The sequence below is a fragment of the Salinisphaera sp. Q1T1-3 genome (assembly GCF_003602005.1).
In the GTDB taxonomy this organism is placed as follows: Bacteria; Pseudomonadota; Gammaproteobacteria; order Nevskiales; family Salinisphaeraceae; genus Salinisphaera.
In genome coordinates this window covers 1-23,141 of record NZ_QZWD01000011.1, presented here as the reverse complement: position 1 = coordinate 23,141, position 23,141 = coordinate 1, and the positions used below count along the sequence as shown (strand labels likewise).

Here is a 23,141-nt window from a genome sequence, read left to right as displayed (position 1 = left end):
GTGCTACGCCTCATCTAAGGAACCTCTGATCTATTCATCTACGGTCGCGCCGGTGTCTTTTGCGCGCGTCTGACAAGACGCCGCGAGCGCCGTTTGCTGAATGCAAATGAGCGAGCGGCAACGCCGCTCAGGCGCGCGCAAAAGCCCGGCCGCCAAGCGGTTTGGCCCAAAAGGCCGCGCTACGGCGTTGCATGGCTGGATCATAGAGTGGCTATGACGCGGCGCCATGCGCCTTGTATCGTGGCCTTTTGGGACTCAAACGCGACCGTGGATGAATAGATCAGAGGTTCCCTAACTGCAAACAGCTATTGGCGTGGGTCGGCAGGCCCCATCAGCAGGCAAAAAAAGGGCGTCCCCGATGGGACGCCCCTTGTTCTTGATCGAGTCCGTCGGCTGTGGCCGACGGGTCAATCGATCGCTTACTTGACGAGATCGCCGTCGAAGTAGATCGCAGCCGTCAGGTTGAAGCGCGGATGCCAGTCGCCGTCGTTCGGACCGACGAAGGTCATGGCCGAGTTCTTGCCGATCAGCATGTCGGCCCAGATGTAGACCGGGCCGGCAACCATCTCGCCGCCCACGGCATTGAACTGGACGTCGCCGATACGATTGCCGAACTCGTCGTAATCGCCTTCACCCGAGTGCAGGTAGCTGTAGTTGTTGTAGACCTGGAACTTGTCGATCGGGCCCATGTTCTGGACCGGGAAATCACGTGCGACGTTGAACGAGTAGATCTCGCCGCTCGCCGGCACCTGATAGCCAAAGCCGTAGTTCTCGACCGTGATGGCCTGCGTCGACAGCGCCGCACCGTTGAACGAGCGATCGTCCGGGATGTTGTACTTGTAGCCGACGACCTGGCCCTGCACCGTCCACAGGCCGATACGCGCATCGGCGGCGACCGTGGCTGCCCAGCGCGTGCCGTTGTCGTTGGAGTTGCCGACTTCCAGCTGGCCGCCACGGGCCGCGGCCGAGACGTCGACCCAGTTGTCGCCGTCCTTGTTGAAGGTATAGCCGATACGGCCGTTACCGCCGTTGATCTGCTGGTAGCCCTGGAACGGGTTGGAGCCGTACAGGCTGTTCTGCTGCAGGTCGTCGTTCTTGAAGGCATCGAGATCGACGCGCCAGCCGCCGTTCTCGTACTTGTAGCCCAGACCGGCTGCCTGGTTGTCGGTGAACCCGGCGAAGTAGGTCAGGTTACCCCAGAAGGTCTGGTACCCGATGTCCTTGACCATGCCGAAGGGAACCTGGAAGTAGCCGCCCTTGAGCTGATTGTGGTCGTTGAAGTCGTAGGCGGCCCAGCCGTAGTGGAGGAAGCTCGAGTCCGCGAAGTTGACGGTCGAGAAACGTTCCTCGGCGGCGTAGGTCAGCTTGCCGTACTGCCCGGAGAAGTTGAGCGAGAAATAGTCGAAGATCAGGTTGCCGCCGTCACGCTGGTCGGGCGCGGCATCGTGATCCTGGACCTGATACTCGACCGCGACACCGCCGCCGACGTTGAGCGATTTCTTCGGCCCTTCGCTGGAAGCCTGCTGCGGCGCGGCACCGTTGTTCGACGAGCTGGTCGAAGCTGCCTGCGTCTGCTGGTTCTGCTGCTGGGTCTTCATGTCCTGGACCTGCTGCTGCAGCTGCTGAATCTGCTGCTGGAGCTGTTCCAGGCTCGGCTGGCTGCTGGTCTGCGCGCTGGCCTGAACCGACCACAGGGCGGTGCAGCCGGCCACGGCCAGGGCCAGGGTCGTTGCTGGGTGTTGACGCATGATTGTCCCTTCTCCCTCGGTGACGATGACGCGGAGCGACATCAGATCCCCCGCTCCGTCGTACAGTGTGCGACGCCATCCGAGGTGGGTTCGAAGCGTGTTTCCCCGCTTGCAGCGTGTGCTGCGCGCTTCATGGGCACACGCAAGTCGCGTGGCGATGAAGCGCCCGGCGTGGTGCCGGATGCGATTCTTGCCCCCTGGCATGGCGCGCGGATCCCTAATCCGCTCGGTGAATATAGCACTAAAGTTTGATCTGTTTGAAGTTTTTTGATGTCGGCCCAGTCATTTCCGACAGACGGTGCCGTTTCACGGGGCCGTACCCGGCACGTATCGCGTCGTGCCGCAGGCGGTTACGAGCGGCACGACGACCGCTTTTCAAAAGATCGTCCGGTCGCCAGGGGCGCGCTGATGCGGATACGGATGTTCGGCCGGTGATGCGCGCCGATGGCGACCGCCGGGGCGTCGGTTGTATGTCGTCGCCCGCGCCGGGATACTGCGTTCATGCCTGCCTTGATCGAACCCACCGATCGCGGCCTTTACTGTGCGGCCGGCGATTTCTATATCGACCCGTGGCGCCCCGTTGAGCGCGCCCTGATCACGCATGCACACGCCGATCATGCCCGGGCCGGGCACGGTCATTACTGGGCCGAGGCCAGCGGGGTCGCACTGCTGAGGCATCGTCTCGGCGCGAATATCGCGATCAGCGGCGTGGCCTACGGTGAGGCGCTGACATTCGGCGAGACGACGGTGTCGTTTCATCCGGCCGGCCACGTGCTCGGCTCGTCCCAGATTCGGGTCTCCGACGGTCACGAGACCTGGGTGGCCTCGGGCGACTACAAGCGTGACCACGATCCGACCTGTGCTGATTTCGAGGTCGTGCCCTGCGATACGTTCATCACCGAGGCCACGTTCGCACTGCCGGTCTATCGCTGGGCGCCCTGTGCCGAGGTCGCAGCCGAGATCGTGGCCTGGTGGGCGGATAACGCGGCCGCAGGCCGCACCACCGTCGTGTTCTGCTATAGCCTCGGCAAGGCACAGCGGCTGCTCGCCGAGATCGGCCGGCTGACCTCGGGCATGGCGTATCTGCACGGCGCGCTGGTGCCGCTGACCCGGCTCTATCGCGAGGCCGGGGTCGAGATGCTGGCCAGTTGCCCGGTCAGCGAGTGTCCGAAGGAACATGATTTCTCGCAGGATCTGGTGTTGGCGCCGCCCTCGGCCGCGGGTTCGCGCTGGATGCGGCGTTTCGGCGAGCATCGCACCGGATTCGCCTCCGGCTGGATGCGCATTCGCGGCAATCGCCGACGGCGTGGCTACGATCGGGGCTTTGTCCTGTCCGATCATGCCGACTGGCCGGGCCTGATCGATACCATCGCGGCCACGGGGGCACGACGCGTGCTCGCCACCCATGGGCGAACCGATGTACTCGTCAATTTCCTGCGCCAGCGCGGTATCGATGCGGCGCCGCTGGCCACCGATTATGCCGATGGCCCGGAGGCGGCCGAGTCGTGACAACAGACCCTAGGGTATGATCGAAGCCTCGATGCACTGTGCGAGGGGCTTTGCATGACCAGTGCCACGTTTGCCATGGGTTGTTTCTGGAAGCCGGAAGCCATCTTCCGGGCCCGGCACGGCGTTCTGGATACACGCGTGGGCTATGCCGGCGGTCACGTGGAAAATCCGACGTATCCGCAAGTCTGTGGCGGCCAGACCGGCCATGCCGAGGCGGTGCGTGTGGTCTTCGATCCGACGCTCGTCGGCTACGCGGATTTGTTGACGGTCTTCTGGGCCCACCACGATCCCACCACGCGCAACCGGCAGGGCCCGGATATCGGCCGCCAGTATCGGTCGGTCATCTTCGTCGTCGACGAGGCGCAGCGAGCGCTGGCTCGTGCCAGTCTCGACGCCGAACAGGCCCGGCTGAACCGGCCGATCACGACCGATATCGAGACCCTGACGGCCTTCTATCAGGCCGAGGCCTATCACCAGCGCTATCTGGAAAAGACCGGCGCCGTCTGTCTCTGAGCGTGACGAGCACAGTACGAGTCAACCGGGACGCGGCCGTCGGCCGGCCGACATGACGGATAACCGGGGTGACGAACGCGGCCGGCTGGCGCTGCAGCGCATGGAGCGCGCGCTCGTGCGGGCGCGTCGCGCGTTGCCGGACCGGATCGCCGATACCGACTATGCCGCGCTGCGCTATGCGCTGGGCCTGGCGCGCATGCATCGGTTGTGTCTGCCCGACGGCACGGATCTGACGCTCGATCCACAGCCCATCGATTCGCTGCGCGACTGGCTGCTCAATCACCTCCACGATGCGCTGCGCAGCCCGGCGCCTGAGGAAGAGAAGCTCGCGGTGGCCGTCGAGGCGGCCGGCGACGTCCGGGTGCGGGCCCGACTCGCCCGGGATGCGCTCTTGGCCAGCCATGCCGCGGTGTGTGATGCCGAGACCATTGATCGCGAGGCCGCGCAGCGCGCGCTCGTCGTGGTCGCCGGCGGTGGCGGCGGTGCCGGCTATGTCTATGCCGGTGCGTTCGCCTGTCTCGACGAGGCCGGGTTGATCCCGGATTACATCGTGGGCAATTCGATGGGCGCGGTCCTCGGGCTGATGCGGGCCCAGCGCCGCCACGCCGATCTGGCCGAGCACGTCGACTTTGCCGCTGCGCTGACCAATCGGGATCTGTTCTCCGCGGCCCGTCGCCGCGCTGAATTCGGCATGCCCGGTCTGTTGCATCTGCATCTGCGCGCCCTGCATCAGCGATTGTCGGTCGGCGAATTCCGGCGTCCGGTCCGGCTCGACGAACTGGAAATCCCTCTCGATGTCGTGGTTGCCGGGCTCAAGCGCCAGCCCTATGAGCGTGTGATGACCGATCAGCTGCGCAGCGAGGGCCGAGCGACGCGCTGGCTGCCGCTGCGGCTGCGCGTGGCGGCGCGGTTGACCCGTCTGCTCACGTTCTTCCGTTCGGACATGGTCGAGCCGATCGTGCTCGGGCGCGATGCGCTCACCCGCTCGATCCATGCGGTCGATGCGGCCGGCTTCTCGGCGGCGGTGCCGTCGATACTGCAGTACGAGCCGAGCCCTCGGGCCGGTGTCACACGCGAGATATTCGCCGAACTCATGTCGCGCGACGAGCTGGCGGCGATCGTCGATGGCGGGGTGGCGGACAACGTCCCGACCCGCGCAGCCTGGCGCGGCGTGGCGAATGGCCGGGCCGGGCTGCGCAACGGCTATTACCTGGCCTTCGACTGTTTCGTCCCGCGCATCGACCCGAAGAACGCCTGGCTGTGGCCGATTACCCAGACCGTGCAGATGCAGATGCGCATCAATCGGGTCTACGCGGATACGATGGTGCGCTTTCGGCGCACGCTGTCGCCGATCAATCTCGTACCGGGCCGATCGGGCCTGGAACTGGCTGTCAACTGGGGCTATCAGACCATGGAAAGCCAACTGCCCGAAGTCCGTGCCATGCTCGAGACCGTGTCCGTCGAGGCGGCCGGAGTTCGTTCGTGACCATGCGCGAGCGCACGCCGACGCCGGCCGACATGCTCGACGCCCAGCGCTCGCCGGCCGAACGCGTGCTGTTGATCTGGGATCTGGCCATCGTGGCGCTCGTCTGTATCAATCTGGCGCTCATCGTCTTCGATCTGGCCTATAGTCTCGGCCCGGTTGCAGACGGGCTGAATGCCATCGCGCCGAATGCAACGCACTGGTACGGCGAGACCATCCATGCCCGCTTCGGCCAGATCGATCTGTTCTTCGTGGCGGTCTTCGTGGCCGATGTGCTGGCCGGCTGGACGTTGGCGATCGTCCAGAAGCGTTACCACCGCTGGTATTTCTATCCCTTCGCGCGCTGGTACGACGTGCTGGGCTGTATCCCGGTCGCAGGGTTTCGTTTTCTGCGCGTTCTGCGCGTGATCTCGATCCTCATGCGGTTGCAGCGCTTGTCGGTGATCGATATCCGCACGTGGTGGGTGTATCGCCAGCTCATGGTCTATTACGACATCGTGGTCGAGGAGATCTCCGACCGGGTGGTCATCAACGTGCTCAGCGGAGCGCAGGAGGAAATGCGCTCGGGCGGCCAGACCATGACCCGCCGCGTCGTCAGCGACGTGATCGCGCCGCGACAGAATCAGCTTACGGCGGCCATCAGCAGCCAGCTGGAAAACGCCGTGGTCGCGGCCTATCAGGACAATCGCGAACAGATGCAGGCGTATGTGGCCCGCGTGGTCAATCGGGCCGTGGACGCCAATCCGGCGCTGGCGGGTCTCGAGCGCGTGCCGATGCTGGGCCGTTTCGTCTCCGAAGCGCTCGATGCCGCCATTCGCGACACCGTCAATCACGTGCTCGACGAAGCCGTCAGCGGTCTGAGCTCGGCCGAGTTCGATGCCCTGGTCGCCGATGTGGTGGACAGCGTCATCCAGCGCACCCTGGCCGAGAACGCCGAAGGCGCATCGGATGAAGTGCGGGATGCCCTGATCGAGACGCTGGAGCTGGTCAAGGATCAGGTCGCGATCAAACGCTGGCACGCGCATTTCGAATAGCCCAGCCGCCAGAGCGACGCGAGACGCGGCATCTGTCCACAGGCTGTGGATCGTTTCGTCGGCAGATAGGGCCGGCTGAAATGGCCGGACCGGCCTATCCCGGCCCTAAGGAACCGCTGATCTATTCATCCACGGTCGCGTTTGAGTCCCCGAAGGCCACGATACAAGGCGCATGGCGCCGCGTCATAGCCACGCCATGATCCAGCCATGCAACGCCGTAGCGCGGCCTTTTGGGCCAAACCGCTTGGCGGCCGGGCTTTTGCGCGCGCCTGAGCGGCGTTGCCGCTCGCTCATTTGCATTCAGCAAACGGCGCTCGCGGCGTCTTGTCAGATGCGCGCAAAAGACACCGGCGCGACCGTAGATGAATAGATCAGAGGTTCCCTAAGTCTGCATCATGGCGGTCCGGGCCGATGGCGTGTCACCAGCGCGCCGCCACGCCACGAACATCGGTGTGCACGAACGGGCCGTGTGCCGAATTCGCCGAATAGGCCGAGAGGCCACCCGCGAAGTCGGGATGGACCTTGGCGAGTCCGGCGATCAGATCGGCCAGCCAGTCGGCATCGTCGACGTCGACGGTGCCATCGCCGTTGAGATCGTCCATGCGTCCGTCGCCGTTGGTATCGACATAGATATCGGCTGCACCACCGTAGAGATGCCGGCTGTAGGTCGTGGTGTTGCCGATCGCCTTGTTGTAGGCCGGCGTCCGATAGCCGCTCATCACGGTCAATGTCTGGGCCTTGATGCCCCGTCGTTGCAGTTCGGCGACGATCGCCTCGAGCTTGGCCACCAGCATCGGTTTGACGCGCACGTACTTCGGCCAGTGCCCGGGTTGGGCATGGCAGAGGAACTGACCGATGGTGAAGTGGGGCGAGAGATGGGTATCGAGCCCGTCTTTCGTGACCGGCATCAGCGCCTGGGGCGGCTCGTAGATCTCGCGGCCGCGCAGCGGCTCGAGCTCGTAGTGACCGATGCGATACCCATCGAGTGTCGCCGTGTGCGGGTCAAAGCGCTGCATTACGAACAGGTTCAGGCGTCGATCGGTGGCGTCGTCGCTGCGGTTCAGCACGATCGGATAGACGCCCGGCGCGGACGGCGCCTCGATACGCCACGTATTGTCGCCGGTGCGCCGGGCCGACAGTCCGGCCGCCCCGGCTTCGAGCGAGACCCGGGCGCTGGGCGGCAGGTCGCGGGCCGCCACACGGATCGCCTCGTCGGGCATCACGAAAGCACTCGTGATCGCCCGGTCGACGAGCCGATCGTTGATGCGAACCGCGAATCCCTCGTCCGCGGTCCCTTCATTGCTGGCGGCCACGGCCCCCGCGGGCAGCCCTGTCAGACTGGCCACGAGGCAGGCTAGCGCGATCAACCCGGCTCGGGTCGGCGTCACAGGGTGACCTGGGACGTGTTGTCGAGAGCGTTGGTCAACGTCTCGTCGTGGCCATACAGATCCTTGCGGAAATTGACCGTGCCGTCCTGCCCGACAAAGGCCGTCCAGTACATCATGTAGACCGGGACCGACTGGGCCAGGTCGACTTTCTTGCGCCCGCCGCTGTGCATGGCCTGTTCGATGCGTGACCGGTCCCAGCCCGGCTTGCCGTCCAGCACGTAAGAGGCCAGCGCGACGGGATCGGCCACGCGGACGCACCCATGAGACAGGTCGCGATCGCTGCGCTTGAATAGCGATTTGGCCGATGTGCTGTGCAGATACACCGAGTGATCGTTCGGGAAGATGAACTTGACCAGCCCGAGCGCGTTGTTTTTGCCACCGGCCTGGCGAATCAGCAGATCGCCGTTGGCCACGGCGTTGATGTGCGCCGGGGTGACGGCCAGCGGCTGCGCATCGGGGCCGAAGTTGCGCACGATCTGGTAGTTCTTCGAGGCCAGATAATTCGGGTTCTTGCGCTGTTTCGGCACGATCTCGTCGGCGGCGATTCCCGGTGGGACGTTCCAGTACGGCCGGAAGACGAGATAGCGCATGGTATCGCCGAAGATCGGCGTTTCCTTGTCGTTGTAGCTGCCGCCCACGATGACGTTCATGTGCAGGGTCTTGCCGTCCTTGTCCACGGCCTTGAGCTTGAACGCCGGGACATTGACCGCGATGTAACGCTCGCCGAACGAGGCCGGCATCCAGCGCCAGCGCTCCATATTGAGCTTGATCTCGTCGATGCGCTGGCCGACGGACACGTTCAGCGCGGAGCGGGTCTTCGGGCCCAGCAGGCCATCGACCTTGAGGCCGTTGCGCGTCTGGTAGTGACGCATGGCCTTCATGATCGTGTCGTTGTATGTGCTGGGCGCCGACGTGTCGGCCGGGGCATCGCCCGTGGCCTGCAGACGCGACCAGAGCGTGGCGATCCGGGGATCGGACATGCCCTGTTTGAGCACCTTGCCGTCGCCGATGGTCGACCAGCCGCCGTTGTCGGCGATCTGGCGGTATTGCGCCAACGCCTTGGTCAGATTGGCGTACTGGGTCTGTTGCGGTGCCAGTGCGTTCAGGACCTGGGCCGGATTGCCGTCGGTGCCGCGTGCCAGCGCCTGCTGGTAGTCGGCCGGCGGATTCGGCGTGCGCCAGGTCACACGGATCGAGTCGTCGTCGATCACGCCGTGATGCAGGTCATGGCCCAGTGCCACGAACGTGCGGCTCAGCGCCACGTCGGCTGCGGCCAGGCGGCGCGGGTCGTCCGACGAGACGTTGGGCACGCCGTTGGCGAGCGGGCTGTCGAAATAGGCCGAATCCGCGATGCCCTGCTGCGACAGCTGGTGCAGATAGTCGATGAAGGCACCGGCCTGTTCATTCGGATCGCCCTCCGTATCGAACCAGGCCGGCCGGTCCTGACGCGCCTTGTAGAAGGCCTTGATGGCGGCCAGGCGGTCGTTGCCGTCGGCCATGCTGTCCAGCTGGTCTGCGATCGCCCGGGCCGTCGGCGACTGCGGCTGGACCGTGTTCGTGTCCGTGTCGGTAGCCGTATTACTGCCCTGACCGGTATCGGTAGCCCCGAAAGCCGTGGTGCTGGCCAGCGTCATGCACACGATGGCCGCGCGCGATGCGCGTCGCCAGCCGCGGCCTGTCTGATCCCCTCGTTCTCTCATCAACGAATTCCTTGTTCAGTCGGCGCTGCGGCCGGTGTTCTCGATTTCAACCATCGGCCGGATGCGGCGCAGTCTCTCGATCGGATCGTCGGTGGACAGCAGCTGATGCTTGGTGGCGGCATCGAACGGCAACAGCTCGGTCAGACGCGCGGACAGCCAGCTCGCTGAGCTGTAATCCGTGCTGGCCGTCGTGTAGGGCAGCCCGGTCTGCTCGATGAGGGCCGCGACGATGTCCTTTAACGCCGCGAACTCGATCGGACAGGGGCCGTCCGCGCTCTCGGGCAGGGCCGCGATACGCCCCCACCAGAGACCGTCCGCGCCGCAGCGCGCGTCGTGAATCGACACGCGCTCATGGCCGTGGACCGTGATGCCGAGTGCGCCATCGTCCAGGCGATCGAAATCCGCGATCGAGACTCGTGTACCGCTGGCACGCGGCGCCGCGAACCCGCCGGATTCCGCCGGACGGGCCGCACAGACGACAAAGCCCGTAGCCTGTCGCATGCAGTGCGAGACCATGTCCAGATAACGGGGCTCGAAGATCCGCATCGGCAGAATGCCGCCGGGAAACACCACCGTGGACAACGGAAACAACGGATGTTCGGTCGGGTCCATGAACGTTGCGCGTGATCGTGAAGGCCGAATGGTTCTGATCCCAGTCTACGTGCCATGGATGCGCCGTGTCGGCGGGGAGAAATACCGAGGCGCGCAATCGGCATGACACCGCTGCGCGCGCCCGCTATCTTGAGGCAATGATCGAATCGCACCACCAGATCGACCCGGAAGCATGGGCAAGGCTTGCCCAGCGTTTCCATGCCGCCATTCCGCACAGTCTGGCCATCGGGCTGACGCTCGTTGATGCGGGACCGCCGTCGGTCCACATGCGCCTGCCGTATCGCGACGTATTTCTGGGCGATATCGATGCCGGGCTCTGGCATACCGGCATCGCGGCCGTCGCAGCCGATGCCACCTGCGGATTGGCGGTCTTTCTGACTCTGTCGGCCCGCTCGGCCATCGCCACGCTCGATCTGCGCATGGATCATCTGCGCCCGGCAGTTGCCGGGTCGGCGCTGGATGTCGTGGCCGACTGTCATCATGTGACACAGCGCATGGCCTTCGTCACCGCCGTACTGCACCAGGACGACCCGACGCGCCCGGTCGCGCGGGCCACGGCCACATTCGCCCGGACCGGCCGGCTGGCGCCCACATGAGCGTGCGTGGCAGTACCCTGGCCTCGGCTCTGGCCGCCGGCGACGACGAGGCAATGATCGCCGCCGTGCCATATGCGCGCTATCTCGGTCTGATCGTGCGGACCGATGCGCCCGGGCGCCGCGCTTATGTCATGCCGTATCGGGACGCACATATCGGTAACGCCAGCCTGCCGGCGTTGCACGGCGGCACGCTGGCGGCCCTGCTGGAACTGGCAATGCAGTTCGAGGCCCTGATCGACACGCCGGCGCCGCGCTTGCCGGACCCGGTCGATTTCACGATCGACTACTGGCGCTCGGCAGGGCCGGCCGAGTGCATTGCTTCGGCACGCCTGATCCGGGCCGGTCGCCATGTGGCCCAGGTTCAGGCGCAATGCTGGCAGGACAACCCGGACAGGCCGATCGCCTTCGCGCGGGCGACATTCGTACTGCGTGAGGCTTCGGCGGCCACCTGAGTCGACCATACGGTCTCGAATTGTGGCACTTTGGTGATCTTGAGGCGTGTCGTCACGAGATAGACCGTCGCACCCGCGGCCAAGCGGCAGCAAGACAAGGCATCGTGAGCCTGGTGTGGCCCAGGCCACATGAGCGCGCGATAACGCCGGAGGGTCGTCGCCTGGCTGCGGGCTCTTAGGGCTGCGTATCTCGTGACGACACGCCCTGGACTGAAGGTTTTTAGCCGGACAGGAATTCGCCCATGACCGCGTCGTCGCAACGGGTCGCCGACCTGCTCGCCCAGCTCGATCTCGAAGTGCTCGAGGACCGATTGTTCCGCGGCAGTTCCCGGGATCTCGGGGGGCGCAGCGTGTTCGGTGGCCAGGTTGCCGGTCAGGCCCTGGTCGCGGCGACGCGCACCGTCTCGCCCGGGCAGCTGTGTCATTCACTGCACGGATATTTCCTGCGTCCCGGGGACATGGCGAAATCGATCGTCTACGAAGTCGACAATATCCGGGAGGGGCGCAGTTTCGCGGCGCGCCGGGTCCAGGCGATCCAGCACGGGCGGCCGATCTTTTCCATGCTCGCCTCATTCCACGTGCCCGAGTGCGGCTACGTGCATCAGAGCGAGATGCCTGATGTCGCGCCCCCCGAAACCCTGGCCAGTCACGACGAGCTGCGCCATGAATGGGTGGATGCACTGGACCGTGTCCCGGAATCCCTGCGCGAGGCGGTCGGGCGCGAGATCGCCATCGACATGCGGCCGGTCTCGCCCTGGAACATGCTGGCGCCCGACAAGCGCGAGCCGCGCCAGTACGTATGGTTTCGGGCCAAGGACCGGTTGCCCGACGACCAGGCGTTGCATCGGGCGGTGCTGACCTACGCCAGCGATTTCAATCTGTTGACCACGGCCCAGCTGCCGCATGGTGTATCCTTCTTCACGCCCGGCATGCAGATGGCCAGCATCGATCACGCCCTGTGGTTTCACGGTGACGTACGTGTCGACGACTGGCTGCTCTATGCCATGGAAAGCCCGGGCGCACAGGATGCGCGCGGGTTGTCACGGGGGTTGATCTTCACGCGGGACGGCCGCCTGGTGGCCTCGGTGGCACAGGAGGGCCTGATCCGCCAGCGAGAGACCTGACGCCGCCACGCCGCCACGCTGGCGTGGCGGCGGCCGGCGCATGAAGCCGGGCATGGCGATGCGATAACGCTTCATTGATTGATCGTTGATCTTCGTTCCAGGGACAAGAACAACCCCGGTTACGGTGGCGGCCATCATTCATCGAGCAGGCAGCGGCCGGCATGACCCAACGGACGGCGTATCGTGTGACAGAACCCTGGTTCCGACGTTTGGCAAGCCGTCGGCTTTCACCGCGCCAGGTGTTCGTGCATGCCGCAGGGCTGGCTGTACTGGCCTTGGCGGAACCGGACGTCGGCACCTTCATTTTCGGGTCGTTGTTCGTGCTGGGCGGCCTGATGCTGCGGGCCTGGACATTCGGTCATCTGGAAAAGAATCATCGGCTGGCCACGACAGGTCCCTATGCCCATTCCCGTAACCCCGCCTATCTCGGGACATTCGTGATCCTTCTGGGAATCGCGATGGCGGCCGGCAACAACGACACGTCGCTGGGCGTTGCGATCTGGGTGGCCGGGGCGCTGGGAATCGGCCTGTTCTTTCTGGGGTATCTGCCGCGCAAGTTCGCGCGCGAACATGCGCGCATGGCCGAGCTGTTTCCGCAGGATGCCGCGCGCCACGCCGCGCACGTGCCGGCGTTCTGGCCGCGCCTGTCGCCGTGGCGCAGCGGCGACGGCCAGCGCTTCTGCCTCGTGCGTTTGCGGGCCAACCACGAGCTGGCGTGGTCGGTGATCTGTGTGACCGGCCTGGCGGTCATGTGGTTATAGCGACCCTTTGAGGATGGCCCGGAAAATCTGGGCGGGCGCGGCGCGTATTCAGCGCTTCGGCCGCCGGATCGTGGGCCGAAAGCCCGCCGGCTTGTCGGCGATCCAGTCCGCGAATGCCGCGATGTCCGGATGGGCACGCAGCGCCTCGCCCGTGTTGTAGACCTCGGCCAGGGCCTTTTCGCTCAACACGGCATGAATATGGCTGTGACAGGGGCGACAGACAGACAGGATCCGGCCGAGCCGGTCGTCGCGATCGAAACGTTTGCGGATACGTTTCTGGCGGTGGGTGCGCCGCGGAATGAGATGATGCCGCGTGGTCTTGACGCCGATGCGCCCGCAGATCCGGCACGTTGTGTCGTCGCTGGCCATGCTGTGTCTACGCCTGGCCGGCTGGCGTGGTTGCGCGCGCCGTTCGGTCGACCTTTGTCGCGCTGGCTCGCCCCGGCTCTCGGCCGGCCACAGGCATTACATCGTGCCGGGCGGCGGTGGCTCGGTGGCCGACGAGGCGTCATCGAGTGCATCGAGCGCTTCGCCGAGATACTGGAGCAGGTTCTGCATGCTCGGCACCGATCGACGACAGGCAATCAGCCCGAATTCGATGGCATCGGCATAGCTCGTCAGGCTGATGTTGAGCGCCTGGCCGTCGAGCACCACCGACAACGGATACATGCCCACCATGCGTGCTTCACCGAGATAGCGTGGCTCGGCCGGCCCGGGCACGTTGGAGATCACCACATTGAAAGCCTGGTGGCGTGGGGCGGCGCCGGTGAGCAGATTGAGTCCGGCCGGGGCCGACAGCGTGGCCGTGAAAGCCATGATCTGTGCCGGCGACATCGTCTTGTAGCGGCGTTTCCAGTAGGCCACCGAACGCTGGATGGCGGATAACCGGTCGAGCGGATCGGCGACGTTGGTCGCCAGGTTGGTGTAGATCGCGCCGACCTTGTTGCCGGTCGCATCGTGTTTGTCGTCGTGCAGGGACATCGGCACGAGGGCGATGAGCGGCCGGGCCGGCAGCCCGTCGTTATCGATCAGATAAGCGCGTAGCGCCGAGGCACACATGGCGAGCACGATGTCGTTGACGGTGGCATCGAAACGCGCGGCCACGGCACGGATCCGGGTGAGCGAATAGCCCTGGGCAGCCACGCGCCGCGAGCCGCTGATCGGGCGATTGAGCATGCACGCCGGTGCACGCATCGGACCGGTGAAATCGGCATCCTGGCGCGCATCGTGCCAGCTCTGATAAAGCGCGCCCGGCACGCTCGGCAGGGCCAGGGCCTGTCGTGCGCCGGCCTGAATCGTCTGCCAGCTGTCGGCGAGCCGGCCGCTCGTCTGGCGGCTGCGTTTACGTGGCAGCGACCAGGGCATGTGAACGGTCTCGGCATCGGGCGTCTGCGATACGAACCGATGCATCAGACGCATGGCCGAGACGCCGTCCATCATGGCGTGATGAAACTTCGTGTAGATCGCGAAACGATGGTCGGCCACGCCTTCGATGATGTACATCTCCCACAGCGGGCGGGCTCGATCGAGCAGGGCGCCATGCAGCATGGAGACCAGTGCCAGCAGATCGCGTATCGCACCCGCGGCCGGCAGAGCCAGATGACGGACGTGATATTCCAGATCCAGCCCTGTATCGGCACGCCAGAACGACTGACCCAGGCGTTGCACGAGTCGGCGATCGAACGGCGGTTGGACCATGTCGAAACGCCGGGCGCGCTCGACCAGCCGCCGGACATAATCGACCGGGGCATCATCGGGCAACTCGAACAACTGCAGCCCGCCGACGTGCATCGGCTGGTTGCGTCGTTCCAGATGCAGGAACAGCTGGCCGATGGGGTCGACGACAGTCATTCGTCGGCGCCTGTCAATGCGGTGGCGCGAACGGGCGGGATCCCCGCGGGTACGTGCTCATCACGTCGTGTCGAAGCCGCCATCGATGCCGCCTACGACAGGTCGATCGCATGTCGTTTCAGAGCCGCGAGAGCCACGATCTCGAGGGCGGCCTCGTGTGTGGCCGTCAGGGCCACACGCGGGGCGACGCCGGCCGCCTCGGCTTCGGCCCAACGCGCCGCACACAGGCACCACCGGTCGCCGGCGGCCAGACCGGGGAAGTCGAACTCCGGTCGTGGTGTGGCGAGATCATTGCCGCGAGCAGCCGAAAATGACAGGAAGTCGTCGGTCATGACGGCACAGACGGCGTGGACGCCGTGATCCTCCGGGCCGACATGACAGAAGCCGTCGCGATAGAAACCGGTGATCGGCGCGCTGCAGCAGCCGGCCAGCGGCTCGCCGAGCACATTGCGGGCCGTACTCATTGCTGCATCTCCTGCTTGCGCATGGGCATCTGATCAATGGAATCGAGCAGGCTCTGGATATTGAGTCCGCCGAGCTGGCTGGCCTTGAGCTTGCCGTCCTTGCCCACGAGCACGGTCTGGAAACCGTCGACGGTATGCAGTTTCTCCAGGCTGGCGCGCGACGGGACCTTGTCGTCCGCCAGATTGGAGGTGATGTGATCCGGGCCGACGACGAACCAGGCGATGTCGCGCTCTTCGAGGCCCGGCGAACTCTGGAAGGCCTGCTGCATGCGCTGTGCCTGATCGCCGCTCTCGGGGAACGTCGCGATCACGCGATAATGCCACTGCATGTCGGGCAGGGCGGTGTCGGCATCGGCACTACAGCCGGCGAGCATGATCGCGATCAGCGCGAATGACAGGAAAGCGAGATGGCGCATGGCATGAAACGCATCGAGGGAATCGACGCGTCCATGATATAGATCGTGTGTCGATACGCCATGTTACGCCTTGGCGTCATTGCGGCGACTGGCCCACGGGCTGGTGCAACAGATCGCTGTGGACGTTGGCCGAAGCCGGATCGATACGGTGCCAGGTCTGGGTTTTGCCGATCAGGCTCAGACCGATGTAGCCGCGCGCATCCAGAGTATCCGGGCCGGTCATCTTGGCCTTGGCGCTGTAGGACTTGCCGTTGTTGGGGTCGTAGATCTCGCCGCCGTCGTAGGCGCCGTCCTCCTCGGGCTTGAGATGGTCGAGAATCACCACGCCGAGCAGGCGACGTTTGCGTTTTTCGGGATCGGGGTTGTTCTTGTCGTAGCGCGCCTTGCCGTCGACCGAGCCGACGATGCGACCGTCGTACACATCGCCGTCGCGATAGATCTGGACGTAGCCGCCAGACTTCGTGCGCCATACGCCGGTGATGTCGTCGGCCTGGTTGCTGGCGGCCATGACAGTGGTGGTGCTGGCCAGCGTGCCTGCACCGAGCACGAGCGATGCGATGAGAAAGCGCTTGATCATACGGATACTCCTCGGGACGTTCTTGTTCTGACTCGAGCATCTCCGCTTGAACCCGTCCCGTCGATGAATGCGCGCCCTGGACGAAAAAAAGCCGGTGCCATGGCATCGCATGGCACCGGCTTGTGCGCGTCATGCCCCGAGACGGGGCCGACGGGCGTCTTACATGCCGTTCGAGGACATGTCGTTATCGGACATGTCGTTGTTCGACATATCGTTGGACATGCCGTTATCCGACATGCCATTGGAGGACATGCTGTTGTCCGACATACCGTTGGAGGACATGCCGTTATCCGACATGCCATTCGAGGACATGCTGTTGCCGGACATACCGTTGTCGCTCATGGAATTCGAGGACATGCCGTTGTCCGACATCGAGTTGTCAGACGCGCTGTTGTCGCTGCTCTGGCCACAGGCCGACAAGCCGACAGTCAGCAGAGCGGCGGCGGTAACCATCATCAGTTTCTTCATTTTCAAAGGCCTTTTCTGCATTTGGAGTACTGAATGTACGCGCTATCCAGCCTGCGCGTCGATGCGTGATATTACTCTAGAGGCAGCGACCGTCCGGTCGCTGAACAGCGCGTGGTAATGAGCCTGCATCCATCTTGCAAGGGCTCGATTGTCGGATTTGCCCAATAACAGCCCGAGCGCGTCGATATCCTCACCGCCGCCGGCCGCGGCCTGACGGGCGAGCTGAGAGCGCTGCGATTCGAAGAAATCGGTCGCCTCGGCATAGCGCGGCGTATCGGGCGCGGTAACCGAAGCCCGCCCGCTGGCGCGAAGCGCGTAGGCAGTCCCCTTCAGGCTGGCGGTGGTGGCCTGCATGCCGCGATGCGTGGTGACATCGGTGGCGGCACAGCCGGTGAGCGCGCAAAGCGCGAGCGCCAAGCCGGCGCCGATCGCGCCGCGGCCACTCGTCGCATGGCTTCGAGTCGTTATCGTCATGTGCGATAAGCTAGCGTGGCTGTACGTCGGCCTCAAGCCGAATTCGCACAATACGCCGTCTTTGACACGCCTGTGCCCGATCGATCGGGCTGTTTCGAGGTTCGTTCGCCGAGCGCGAGCGTCCACGCGCTCGGCTCGGCGGGGGTAGAAAAGCTCAGGCAAGCTCGCGATAGAGCGCGCGATACTGGCTCGTGGCCCGACTGCGCGGCGCATATGTGGCGACAGGGGCACGGTGGGCGCCCATCTGCTCAATCACGCTGGCGTAGTCGACAAATGTCTGCGCGCTGTCGGCCATGGTCGCCGGGGGTTCGGCGAGCAGATCCCGATGCAGCCGGCGTCGTCGGTCGGCCATGGAGAAGAACGGCTTGAGCCGTGTCTTGCCGACTTTCTTCTCGGCGACGTGATCCCGGACTTCATCGAGGGCGCGCAACGACAGCGGAGTGGGCACCACCGGTACCACGATCCGGTCGGCGGCGCGCAGGATGGCGGTCGACAATGGGCCAATGCCCGGCGGGCAATCGAGAATCATCAGCGAATAGGTTTCCGAGAACGGCTCGATCAGCCCCTCGAGCACCTTGCGCGGCGACTTGGCCTCGTGAATGCGCACGTCCCATTGACGATAGCCACGATTGCCGGGCAAAACGGACAGCCGCGCATGGGTCGTGGCGCATACATGGCGACCGAGGGCCGTCTTGCCGGCCACGATCTTCTTCGGCGAGAGCTCGGTCTGATCGTCGATGCCCAGATACCAGCTCGCCGCCCCCTGCGGATCGAGATCCCACAACAGCACGTGCTTGCCAGCGCGTGCGGCCTCGTAGGCCAGATTAACCGCTGCGGCCGTCTTGCCGACGCCGCCCTTCAAGCTGTAGAGCGCCCATGTCTTCATTCCGGCATGGTAGAAGGCCACCGAATGCATTGCACGCTGTTCGGTTTTTCATGAACTTTTTATGACAGTAAGCCCATGCGCGTCGTGATTCTTGCCGATACCCACGGATTTCTGGACCCGCGCATCGCGCGCGATGCCGCCGGCGCCGATCTGGTCGTCCATGCCGGCGATGTCGGGCCGGGCATGGCCGAAGCCACGGCAGCTCTGGCCGATGAATGTCTGATCGTGACCGGCAACAACGACCCGGCCGACAGCGTCTGGCCGGCCGAGATCGTGCGCGATCTGCCCGGCGGCAGGCTGGCGGTCATGCACGGCCATCAGTGGCCGGCGAAGAACCGCCATCGCCGGCTGGCGGCGCGTTTCCCCGACGCGCGCGCCATCGTGCTCGGGCACAGCCATCGGCGGGTGATGGCCACCGACAGCCGGCCGTGGCTGCTCAATCCGGGGGCGGCGGGCAAGACACGCGCCTACGGCGGGCCGGGTTTCATCGAACTGATCGCCACGGATGACGACTGGCAGATGACGCCGTATGTGTTCGAGCGACTGGCGCGTCGAAAATGAGCCGCGACCGGCACGCGTTCTTGGCGTGTCGGTGGCTCTGCCCGGTCGTCTGTCACGCGGGTGGGTGCACCTGTTGCTTCACGACGGTTGGTGTCGGCCATCAATCGAGTCCGGGGACGTGATATGCCGCGGGCAGCAGAAACGGAGATCGCGCCGGCGCTCATTTTTTGCAAGACACGGCATCGGGCGCGCACGGCCGTCATTCTGCCGTAGCGAACGATAACGCCGGATTGCGGAAAAATGACCGCCGTCCCGTCGGGTTGCGCGTAAAAACCGGCCATGCGGCGTTGCACGGCTTGCCTGGCCGGTTTTGGGGCAGCAACGCGGTCACGTGCGACGTGTTATTAATCCGGTACCAAAACAGCTGACGACGTCAGCTGTTTTCAACGCCATCGAAAGAAATGCCGGCACTTGTCCGTCTTTTTATTTTCAATGGCTTCACGGCCGTTGGCCGTGGCGCGCGTGCTTTCGCACACGCGCGTTATCAACCCGAAAAATCATCTATTTTTATGCCGGGTTAATAACAGGCCCTGGAGGAAGCGCTATGGCGCGGCGTCGCTTGTCTGCCGGGTGCGCGGTGAGACGAAACGTGCGGGTATCGTCGTACGGCGCAACGGACGTCGGCTATGCGACGTTGGCAGACGGTATCCGCTGATGCCGCCAAGCGGCCGGTCGCGTGATCGGGCCAATCTGGATCGTGTGTTGGCGGCGCCGGCGCTGTTCGATGTTGAGGGCGCCGAGGCGGGCCGGCAGCGGCTGATGGCCGTCCGCGATCGTCTGGCGGGCGTGGCGCGCCGTGACGCCGGACGCATCGATGATTGCCGGCCCGCGCTCAGGTGATTGCTGTCGTCGGCTCTGTTTGATCGGGCCCTCGACTTCGGTGATGCGCTCGATCACGCAGCGCGCCCGGTGATGTGGGTCTCGTGCGGCCCGGCGCTCACAGAGGGCGCCATTGGCCAGGCGCCAGATCGCCGAGGTGCCAGTCGCCGATCGCGACCCGGACCAGACGCAGGGTCGGAGCGCCCACGGCCGCGGTCATGCGGCGAACCTGTCGATTGCGGCCTTCGGTGATGACGATTTCAAGCCATGTGGTCGGCACGGTCTTGCGGTAACGCACCGGCGGGTTGCGCGGCCACAGTGTCGGGGGCGTCAAGCGCCGTACACGCGCCGGTCGGGTCGGGCCGTCCGAGAGCGTGGGACCGGCGGCGAGCGCGGCCAGGGCGTCGTCATCCGGCGCGCCGTCGACCTGGGCCCAGTACGTCTTGGACTGATGGGATCTCGGCTGCGTGATCTTCGCGTTGAGCCGGCCGTTGTTGGTCAGCAGCAGCAGGCCTTCGCTGTCGCGGTCCAGTCGCCCGGCCGGGTAGACGCCGGGCTGGTCGATGTAATCGGCCAGTGTGGCGCGGTCGGCGGCGTCGGTGAACTGACAAAGGACATTGAACGGCTTGTTGAAGGCGATCAGCCGGCTCGGCTCGCGGGCCGAGCGATCGGCGCGAGGCGTGGGCTGCGATCGGCTTCGAACGCGGGAACGACGACGTGACATGGCCGCATGCTACCGATGTTGTCAGTCGCAAGCGACGGCCACCAGAGCGAGCGATGGGTCGTAAGGCAAGGCAGGGTCGGGGCCCCGTGCTTGCCGCTGGACGGTCGAGTCCAACGTATTCGATGCGCGCTGTTCGGTCAGCCGGCCGGGGCTCGGAGTCTCGTGCTTGCCGCGTGATGCACGGCCGCAGTCAGCGGCGCCAGCAGCGGGCCGAGTCGGCGTGGGTAATGCCAGTAGAGCGCGATATCGAGCGGCGTGTCCGGGATCAGCTCCACGAGCCGGCCGTCGGCCAGCGCGGCGGCGATCAACGGTTCCGGGTTCAGGCTCCAGGCGCTGCCGGCCAGGGTCGCGGCTACGAACGCCTCGGCCGAGGGCAGCCGATGCCCGACGGCCGGCTCGATCGGGCCCAGCCGGGCGGCAAGCCAGCGTGCCTGCAGCCGATCGGCGGTGTTGAAGGCCAACGCCGGCGCTCGAGCCATGGCGGCCGGCGTGATGTCCGCGCCCAGCCAGCGGGCGATGAAGGCCGGCGTGGCGACTGCCCGATAGCGCAGCGTCCCTAGCGGCTCGCACGCACAGCCGGTGATCGGGTCGCCGGCCGCGCCGATGGCCGCGCTCACGTCGCCGCGGCGCAACCAGTCGATGCTGTGATCCTCGTTGTCCAGCGTCACATCGAGATGCTGCGACAGGGGCTCGGCCAGCACCGGCGCGAACCAGCTCGCCAGCGAATCGGCGTTCACCGCGATCGATAGGCGCGTCGTGGCCGGGCCGGCCAGCCCGAGGGCACCCAATGTGTCCTGTTCGAGGGCAGCCACGCGTTCGGCGTGTGCGACCAGCCGACGCCCGACGCCGGTCGGGCGTACCGGGGCGCCGCGTACCACGAGAACCTGGCCGAGCCGATCTTCGAGCCGAGCGATGCGCTGTGAGACGGCCGACGGCGTGATGTGCAGGTCTGCCGCAGCGCGTTCGAAGCTGCCGGCCTGGACGACGGCGGCCAGGGCGGCAAGCTGCGCGGTATCGAGTGTCATGAGAAAAACTTAATCAGCAACAGTATCTTTAGCTTTGCTGTTGTTGGCGTCCCGGGCAACCTGCCGGTTCAATCGCTTGCCGGACATGACAGCGCATGGTGTTTTTCAGCGGCCTGATCGCCGGGCTGGGTTTGATCGTGGCCATTGGTGCCCAGAACGCGTTCGTACTGCGCCAGGGCCTGGCGGACCGCCATGTTGGGCTCGTGGTGGCGCTGTGTGTGGTATCCGATGCGGTGTTGATCAGTGCCGGCGTGTTCGGTCTCGGCGCGGCGCTCGCCGGCATGCCGCGGTTGTCGGTGTGGCTCACGCTGGCCGGTATCGTGTGCCTGGTCGCCTATGGTCTACAGGCGCTCCGACGCGCGATCGGCGGCGGTGGCCTGCTGGCCGACGAGGGGTGCGGTGGTGCTTCGGCGATCCGGGTCGCATCCACCACACTGGCGCTGACCTGGCTGAACCCGCACGTCTATATCGATACCGTGATGCTGCTCGGCACGCTCGGTCAGGCGCATCCGGCAGCGCGCCCGGCATTTGCCGCTGGCGCGATCACGGCGTCGCTGCTGTTCTTCGGCGTGCTGGGCTACGGCGCGCGCGCGGCCGCGCCCTGGCTCGCGCGACCGCGGACATGGTGCGTTCTCGACGGGCTGATCGCGCTCGTCATGTTCGGGTTCGCGCTCCGCTTGGCGGCAACGCTGTGAGCCGCCCGACGTGAGCGCGCCAGGACCAGCCCGATGGGGATCAGGACAATACCGGTCAGCACGACGGCGGCGAGTGCTGTCAGCGGATGTGGGGCCCAGACCAGCGCCAGACCGACCGACTGAGACAGCGCCAGGCCGGGCACGAGCCGTCGCGAGCCGCTGCGCATCAGTGGCCGGCCCGCAACGCGGCACGGCGCGAGGACAGGCGCGGCGAGACGCGTTGCAGCCACAGCCAGAGGCCGGTCGCGATCACCACCATCATCGTCAGATCCAGCAGGGCCCAGACACACTTGAGGGCCAGGCCGCCGAAATCGCCGAAGTGCAGCGGTTTGATGCTCATCAGAAGTGACATGAGCAGGCCGAGCGGTAGGCCCTGTGTGTGCGTGGCCGTGCCGGCGTCGACCCAGACCGCATGGCGGGCCAGGGTCAGAGGGCCCGGTCCGCCGGCCAGGTACACCACGTACCCGTTGGATGTGGCATAGCGGCTACCGGGCAGGGCGATGAAATCCACCGTTGCCTGTGGATATCGTTGGCGTGCCGCGGCCGTGACGGCATCGAGATCGATCCGCGACGCGCGTGCGGGAGCGGTATCCGTCGTGGCAAGCAGGTGGGCGAAGGCGGTTGCCCGCCAGTGCGACTGGATCGGGCCGGCGAGGGCGAGCAACCCGCCCGTGACGGTGAGCACGAGCATCCACGTAACGAGCAGCATGCCGACGAGATTGTGTCGATCCAGCCAGCGAAGCCGTGCCGATCCGCGACCGCGGGCGGCGAGCGGCCCGGCCCGCGGGACGAACGGCGCATGCACGAGCAGGCCGGTAACCAGGGCCACGCCAAGCACACTGGCCACCGCGGCCAGCAGGAGCTGCCCGTTGGGCCCGGCCAATAGTCGGGCATGCAGTGCCAATAGAGTGGCCATCAGCCCGGTGCCCGACGCGTGATCCATCACCAGATGCCCGGATGGGTGCCGGAACATCAGACGATGCCATGGCCCTGTGGCATCGCGGGCGCTGATGAACCAGTGCTGCGAGTCGGCTTGGCCGGCATAGCGGATCTGTGCCCCCGGATGGCGGGCACGGGCGACATCGGCCATGCCCGCCAGCGTGGCCGGCTGGGCATAAGTCGCGGTTTCCGGCGCATGCCGCCAGACATCGATATCGGTAGCGAAGATCAGAGGCAACCCGGTCACGCAGACGACCAGCGCGAAACCGCCGCTGAACAGGCTCGACCAACGATGCAGCGATAGCAGCAGGCGGAAACGGGC

26 protein-coding genes are annotated in these 23,141 nt (G+C 65.6%); 11 read left to right on the top strand and 15 right to left on the bottom strand.

Annotated features, from left to right (window positions below):
* Positions 1-419 precede the first annotated feature (419 nt).
* Positions 420-1,748, bottom strand: a complete 1,329-nt coding sequence (locus tag D3260_RS11240) for a hypothetical protein (protein ID WP_147418181.1) — start codon at positions 1,746-1,748, stop codon at positions 420-422.
* A gap of 501 nt (positions 1,749-2,249) precedes the next feature.
* On the opposite strand from D3260_RS11240, the gene D3260_RS11235 reads away from it, so the two are divergent.
* The 4 genes from D3260_RS11235 to D3260_RS11220 are packed head-to-tail and all read left to right on the top strand — an operon-like array spanning position 2,250 to position 6,287.
* Positions 2,250-3,257: a ligase-associated DNA damage response exonuclease gene (locus D3260_RS11235; protein ID WP_120098699.1), complete on the top strand. Its 1,008-nt coding sequence runs from the start codon at positions 2,250-2,252 to the stop codon at positions 3,255-3,257.
* Between the two features lie 54 nt (positions 3,258-3,311).
* Positions 3,312-3,770 (top strand): peptide-methionine (S)-S-oxide reductase MsrA, encoded by a 459-nt coding sequence (gene msrA / locus D3260_RS11230; RefSeq protein ID WP_120098698.1) that lies wholly within the window; start codon positions 3,312-3,314, stop codon positions 3,768-3,770.
* Positions 3,771-3,822: 52 nt separating this feature from the next.
* Positions 3,823-5,256 (top strand): patatin-like phospholipase family protein, encoded by a 1,434-nt coding sequence (locus D3260_RS11225; protein ID WP_120098697.1) that lies wholly within the window; start codon positions 3,823-3,825, stop codon positions 5,254-5,256.
* A gap of 2 nt (positions 5,257-5,258) precedes the next feature.
* On the top strand, positions 5,259-6,287 hold the full coding sequence (locus D3260_RS11220) for an ion transporter (RefSeq protein ID WP_120098696.1): 1,029 nt from the start codon (positions 5,259-5,261) through the stop codon (positions 6,285-6,287).
* A 419-nt stretch (positions 6,288-6,706) separates the two neighbouring features.
* On the opposite strand, the gene D3260_RS11215 is transcribed toward D3260_RS11220, so the two are convergent.
* From D3260_RS11215 to D3260_RS11205, 3 genes are read right to left on the bottom strand one after another with little or no spacing between them, the layout of a single operon-like run.
* Positions 6,707-7,633, bottom strand: coding sequence for a D-Ala-D-Ala carboxypeptidase family metallohydrolase (locus D3260_RS11215; protein ID WP_233544042.1), 927 nt, complete (start codon positions 7,631-7,633; stop codon positions 6,707-6,709).
* Positions 7,634-7,671: 38 nt separating this feature from the next.
* Positions 7,672-9,375: a murein L,D-transpeptidase gene (locus D3260_RS11210; protein WP_120098694.1), complete on the bottom strand. Its 1,704-nt coding sequence runs from the start codon at positions 9,373-9,375 to the stop codon at positions 7,672-7,674.
* Between the two features lie 15 nt (positions 9,376-9,390).
* Positions 9,391-9,987 (bottom strand): LON peptidase substrate-binding domain-containing protein, encoded by a 597-nt coding sequence (locus tag D3260_RS11205; RefSeq protein ID WP_120098693.1) that lies wholly within the window; start codon positions 9,985-9,987, stop codon positions 9,391-9,393.
* 137 nt (positions 9,988-10,124) lie between these two features.
* Between D3260_RS11205 and D3260_RS11200 the strand changes: the two genes are divergently transcribed.
* The 4 genes from D3260_RS11200 to D3260_RS11185 all read left to right on the top strand — a co-directional run bounded on the left by D3260_RS11200 (position 10,125) and on the right by D3260_RS11185 (position 12,920).
* The gene (locus tag D3260_RS11200; protein WP_120098692.1) at positions 10,125-10,583 is read left to right on the top strand and encodes a PaaI family thioesterase; all 459 of its coding nucleotides are present in this window, start codon (positions 10,125-10,127) and stop codon (positions 10,581-10,583) included.
* The gene (locus tag D3260_RS11195; protein WP_233544041.1) at positions 10,580-11,035 is read left to right on the top strand and encodes a PaaI family thioesterase; all 456 of its coding nucleotides are present in this window, start codon (positions 10,580-10,582) and stop codon (positions 11,033-11,035) included. The genes D3260_RS11200 and D3260_RS11195 overlap by 4 nt, the downstream gene beginning before the upstream one ends.
* A gap of 242 nt (positions 11,036-11,277) precedes the next feature.
* Complete coding sequence (tesB, locus tag D3260_RS11190; RefSeq protein ID WP_120098691.1) at positions 11,278-12,159, top strand: acyl-CoA thioesterase II; 882 nt, start codon at positions 11,278-11,280, stop codon at positions 12,157-12,159.
* A 161-nt stretch (positions 12,160-12,320) separates the two neighbouring features.
* Positions 12,321-12,920: an isoprenylcysteine carboxylmethyltransferase family protein gene (locus D3260_RS11185; RefSeq protein WP_120098690.1), complete on the top strand. Its 600-nt coding sequence runs from the start codon at positions 12,321-12,323 to the stop codon at positions 12,918-12,920.
* A gap of 48 nt (positions 12,921-12,968) precedes the next feature.
* Here the strand turns inward: D3260_RS11185 and D3260_RS11180 are convergent, their stop codons facing one another.
* The 8 genes from D3260_RS11180 to D3260_RS11145 form a co-directional block, all read right to left on the bottom strand.
* On the bottom strand, positions 12,969-13,289 hold the full coding sequence (locus D3260_RS11180; RefSeq protein WP_120098689.1) for a hypothetical protein: 321 nt from the start codon (positions 13,287-13,289) through the stop codon (positions 12,969-12,971).
* A gap of 96 nt (positions 13,290-13,385) precedes the next feature.
* Positions 13,386-14,771: a wax ester/triacylglycerol synthase family O-acyltransferase gene (locus D3260_RS11175; protein WP_120098688.1), complete on the bottom strand. Its 1,386-nt coding sequence runs from the start codon at positions 14,769-14,771 to the stop codon at positions 13,386-13,388.
* Between the two features lie 92 nt (positions 14,772-14,863).
* Positions 14,864-15,235 carry a DUF2237 family protein gene (locus tag D3260_RS11170; RefSeq protein ID WP_120098687.1) on the bottom strand — a complete coding sequence of 124 codons (372 nt, stop codon included), beginning with the start codon at positions 15,233-15,235 and terminating at the stop codon, positions 14,864-14,866.
* Positions 15,232-15,651 (bottom strand): DUF4174 domain-containing protein, encoded by a 420-nt coding sequence (locus D3260_RS11165; protein WP_120098686.1) that lies wholly within the window; start codon positions 15,649-15,651, stop codon positions 15,232-15,234. The genes D3260_RS11170 and D3260_RS11165 overlap by 4 nt, the downstream gene beginning before the upstream one ends.
* 76 nt (positions 15,652-15,727) lie before the next feature.
* A complete protein-coding gene (locus D3260_RS11160; RefSeq protein ID WP_120098685.1) occupies positions 15,728-16,228 on the bottom strand; it encodes a DUF2147 domain-containing protein in 501 nt (166 codons plus the stop codon).
* Between the two features lie 159 nt (positions 16,229-16,387).
* Positions 16,388-16,696 (bottom strand): hypothetical protein, encoded by a 309-nt coding sequence (locus D3260_RS11155; protein ID WP_120098684.1) that lies wholly within the window; start codon positions 16,694-16,696, stop codon positions 16,388-16,390.
* Positions 16,697-16,738: 42 nt separating this feature from the next.
* Entirely contained in the window at positions 16,739-17,170 is a 432-nt protein-coding gene (locus D3260_RS11150) for a DUF3015 family protein (RefSeq protein WP_158583503.1), read from the bottom strand.
* Positions 17,171-17,324: 154 nt separating this feature from the next.
* Positions 17,325-18,086 (bottom strand): ParA family protein, encoded by a 762-nt coding sequence (locus D3260_RS11145; RefSeq protein ID WP_233544040.1) that lies wholly within the window; start codon positions 18,084-18,086, stop codon positions 17,325-17,327.
* Positions 18,087-18,131: 45 nt separating this feature from the next.
* Here D3260_RS11145 and D3260_RS11140 point away from each other — a divergent pair, with 45 nt between their 5' ends.
* Together D3260_RS11140 and D3260_RS17305 are read left to right on the top strand one after the other, a co-directional pair.
* A complete protein-coding gene (locus D3260_RS11140) occupies positions 18,132-18,617 on the top strand; it encodes a metallophosphoesterase (protein WP_120098682.1) in 486 nt (161 codons plus the stop codon).
* 411 nt (positions 18,618-19,028) lie between these two features.
* Positions 19,029-19,457 carry a hypothetical protein gene (locus tag D3260_RS17305; protein WP_147418179.1) on the top strand — a complete coding sequence of 143 codons (429 nt, stop codon included), beginning with the start codon at positions 19,029-19,031 and terminating at the stop codon, positions 19,455-19,457.
* A 97-nt stretch (positions 19,458-19,554) separates the two neighbouring features.
* On the opposite strand, the gene D3260_RS11130 is transcribed toward D3260_RS17305, so the two are convergent.
* A complete protein-coding gene (locus D3260_RS11130; protein WP_120098680.1) occupies positions 19,555-20,160 on the bottom strand; it encodes a pseudouridine synthase in 606 nt (201 codons plus the stop codon).
* Between the two features lie 137 nt (positions 20,161-20,297).
* Positions 20,298-21,185, bottom strand: coding sequence for a LysR family transcriptional regulator ArgP (locus D3260_RS11125; RefSeq protein WP_120098679.1), 888 nt, complete (start codon positions 21,183-21,185; stop codon positions 20,298-20,300).
* Positions 21,186-21,280: 95 nt separating this feature from the next.
* Between D3260_RS11125 and D3260_RS11120 the strand changes: the two genes are divergently transcribed.
* Positions 21,281-21,880: a LysE/ArgO family amino acid transporter gene (locus D3260_RS11120; protein ID WP_120098678.1), complete on the top strand. Its 600-nt coding sequence runs from the start codon at positions 21,281-21,283 to the stop codon at positions 21,878-21,880.
* 166 nt (positions 21,881-22,046) lie between these two features.
* Here the strand turns inward: D3260_RS11120 and D3260_RS11115 are convergent.
* Positions 22,047-23,141 (bottom strand): PepSY domain-containing protein (locus tag D3260_RS11115; protein ID WP_120098677.1); only part of this gene is annotated, 1,095 nt, incomplete at its 5' end.

Excerpts from the sequence above, each read along its gene's own strand:
- D3260_RS11240 (WP_147418181.1), bottom strand. The coding sequence starts at position 1,748 with ATGCGTCAACACCCAGCAACGACCCTGGCCCTGGCCGTGGCCGGCTGC.
- D3260_RS11235 (WP_120098699.1), top strand. The coding sequence starts at position 2,250 with ATGCCTGCCTTGATCGAACCCACCGATCGCGGCCTTTACTGTGCGGCC.
- msrA (WP_120098698.1), top strand. The coding sequence starts at position 3,312 with ATGACCAGTGCCACGTTTGCCATGGGTTGTTTCTGGAAGCCGGAAGCC.
- D3260_RS11225 (WP_120098697.1), top strand. The coding sequence starts at position 3,823 with ATGACGGATAACCGGGGTGACGAACGCGGCCGGCTGGCGCTGCAGCGC.
- D3260_RS11220 (WP_120098696.1), top strand. The coding sequence starts at position 5,259 with ATGCGCGAGCGCACGCCGACGCCGGCCGACATGCTCGACGCCCAGCGC.
- D3260_RS11210 (WP_120098694.1), bottom strand. The coding sequence starts at position 9,375 with ATGAGAGAACGAGGGGATCAGACAGGCCGCGGCTGGCGACGCGCATCG.
- D3260_RS11205 (WP_120098693.1), bottom strand. The coding sequence starts at position 9,987 with ATGGACCCGACCGAACATCCGTTGTTTCCGTTGTCCACGGTGGTGTTT.
- D3260_RS11200 (WP_120098692.1), top strand. The coding sequence starts at position 10,125 with ATGATCGAATCGCACCACCAGATCGACCCGGAAGCATGGGCAAGGCTT.
- D3260_RS11195 (WP_233544041.1), top strand. The coding sequence starts at position 10,580 with ATGAGCGTGCGTGGCAGTACCCTGGCCTCGGCTCTGGCCGCCGGCGAC.
- tesB (WP_120098691.1), top strand. The coding sequence starts at position 11,278 with ATGACCGCGTCGTCGCAACGGGTCGCCGACCTGCTCGCCCAGCTCGAT.
- D3260_RS11185 (WP_120098690.1), top strand. The coding sequence starts at position 12,321 with ATGACCCAACGGACGGCGTATCGTGTGACAGAACCCTGGTTCCGACGT.
- D3260_RS11180 (WP_120098689.1), bottom strand. The coding sequence starts at position 13,289 with ATGGCCAGCGACGACACAACGTGCCGGATCTGCGGGCGCATCGGCGTC.
- D3260_RS11175 (WP_120098688.1), bottom strand. The coding sequence starts at position 14,771 with ATGACTGTCGTCGACCCCATCGGCCAGCTGTTCCTGCATCTGGAACGA.
- D3260_RS11170 (WP_120098687.1), bottom strand. The coding sequence starts at position 15,235 with ATGAGTACGGCCCGCAATGTGCTCGGCGAGCCGCTGGCCGGCTGCTGC.
- D3260_RS11165 (WP_120098686.1), bottom strand. The coding sequence starts at position 15,651 with ATGCGCCATCTCGCTTTCCTGTCATTCGCGCTGATCGCGATCATGCTC.
- D3260_RS11160 (WP_120098685.1), bottom strand. The coding sequence starts at position 16,228 with ATGATCAAGCGCTTTCTCATCGCATCGCTCGTGCTCGGTGCAGGCACG.
- D3260_RS11155 (WP_120098684.1), bottom strand. The coding sequence starts at position 16,696 with ATGAAGAAACTGATGATGGTTACCGCCGCCGCTCTGCTGACTGTCGGC.
- D3260_RS11150 (WP_158583503.1), bottom strand. The coding sequence starts at position 17,170 with ATGACGATAACGACTCGAAGCCATGCGACGAGTGGCCGCGGCGCGATC.
- D3260_RS11145 (WP_233544040.1), bottom strand. The coding sequence starts at position 18,086 with ATGCATTCGGTGGCCTTCTACCATGCCGGAATGAAGACATGGGCGCTC.
- D3260_RS11140 (WP_120098682.1), top strand. The coding sequence starts at position 18,132 with ATGCGCGTCGTGATTCTTGCCGATACCCACGGATTTCTGGACCCGCGC.
- D3260_RS11130 (WP_120098680.1), bottom strand. The coding sequence starts at position 20,160 with ATGTCACGTCGTCGTTCCCGCGTTCGAAGCCGATCGCAGCCCACGCCT.
- D3260_RS11125 (WP_120098679.1), bottom strand. The coding sequence starts at position 21,185 with ATGACACTCGATACCGCGCAGCTTGCCGCCCTGGCCGCCGTCGTCCAG.
- D3260_RS11120 (WP_120098678.1), top strand. The coding sequence starts at position 21,281 with ATGGTGTTTTTCAGCGGCCTGATCGCCGGGCTGGGTTTGATCGTGGCC.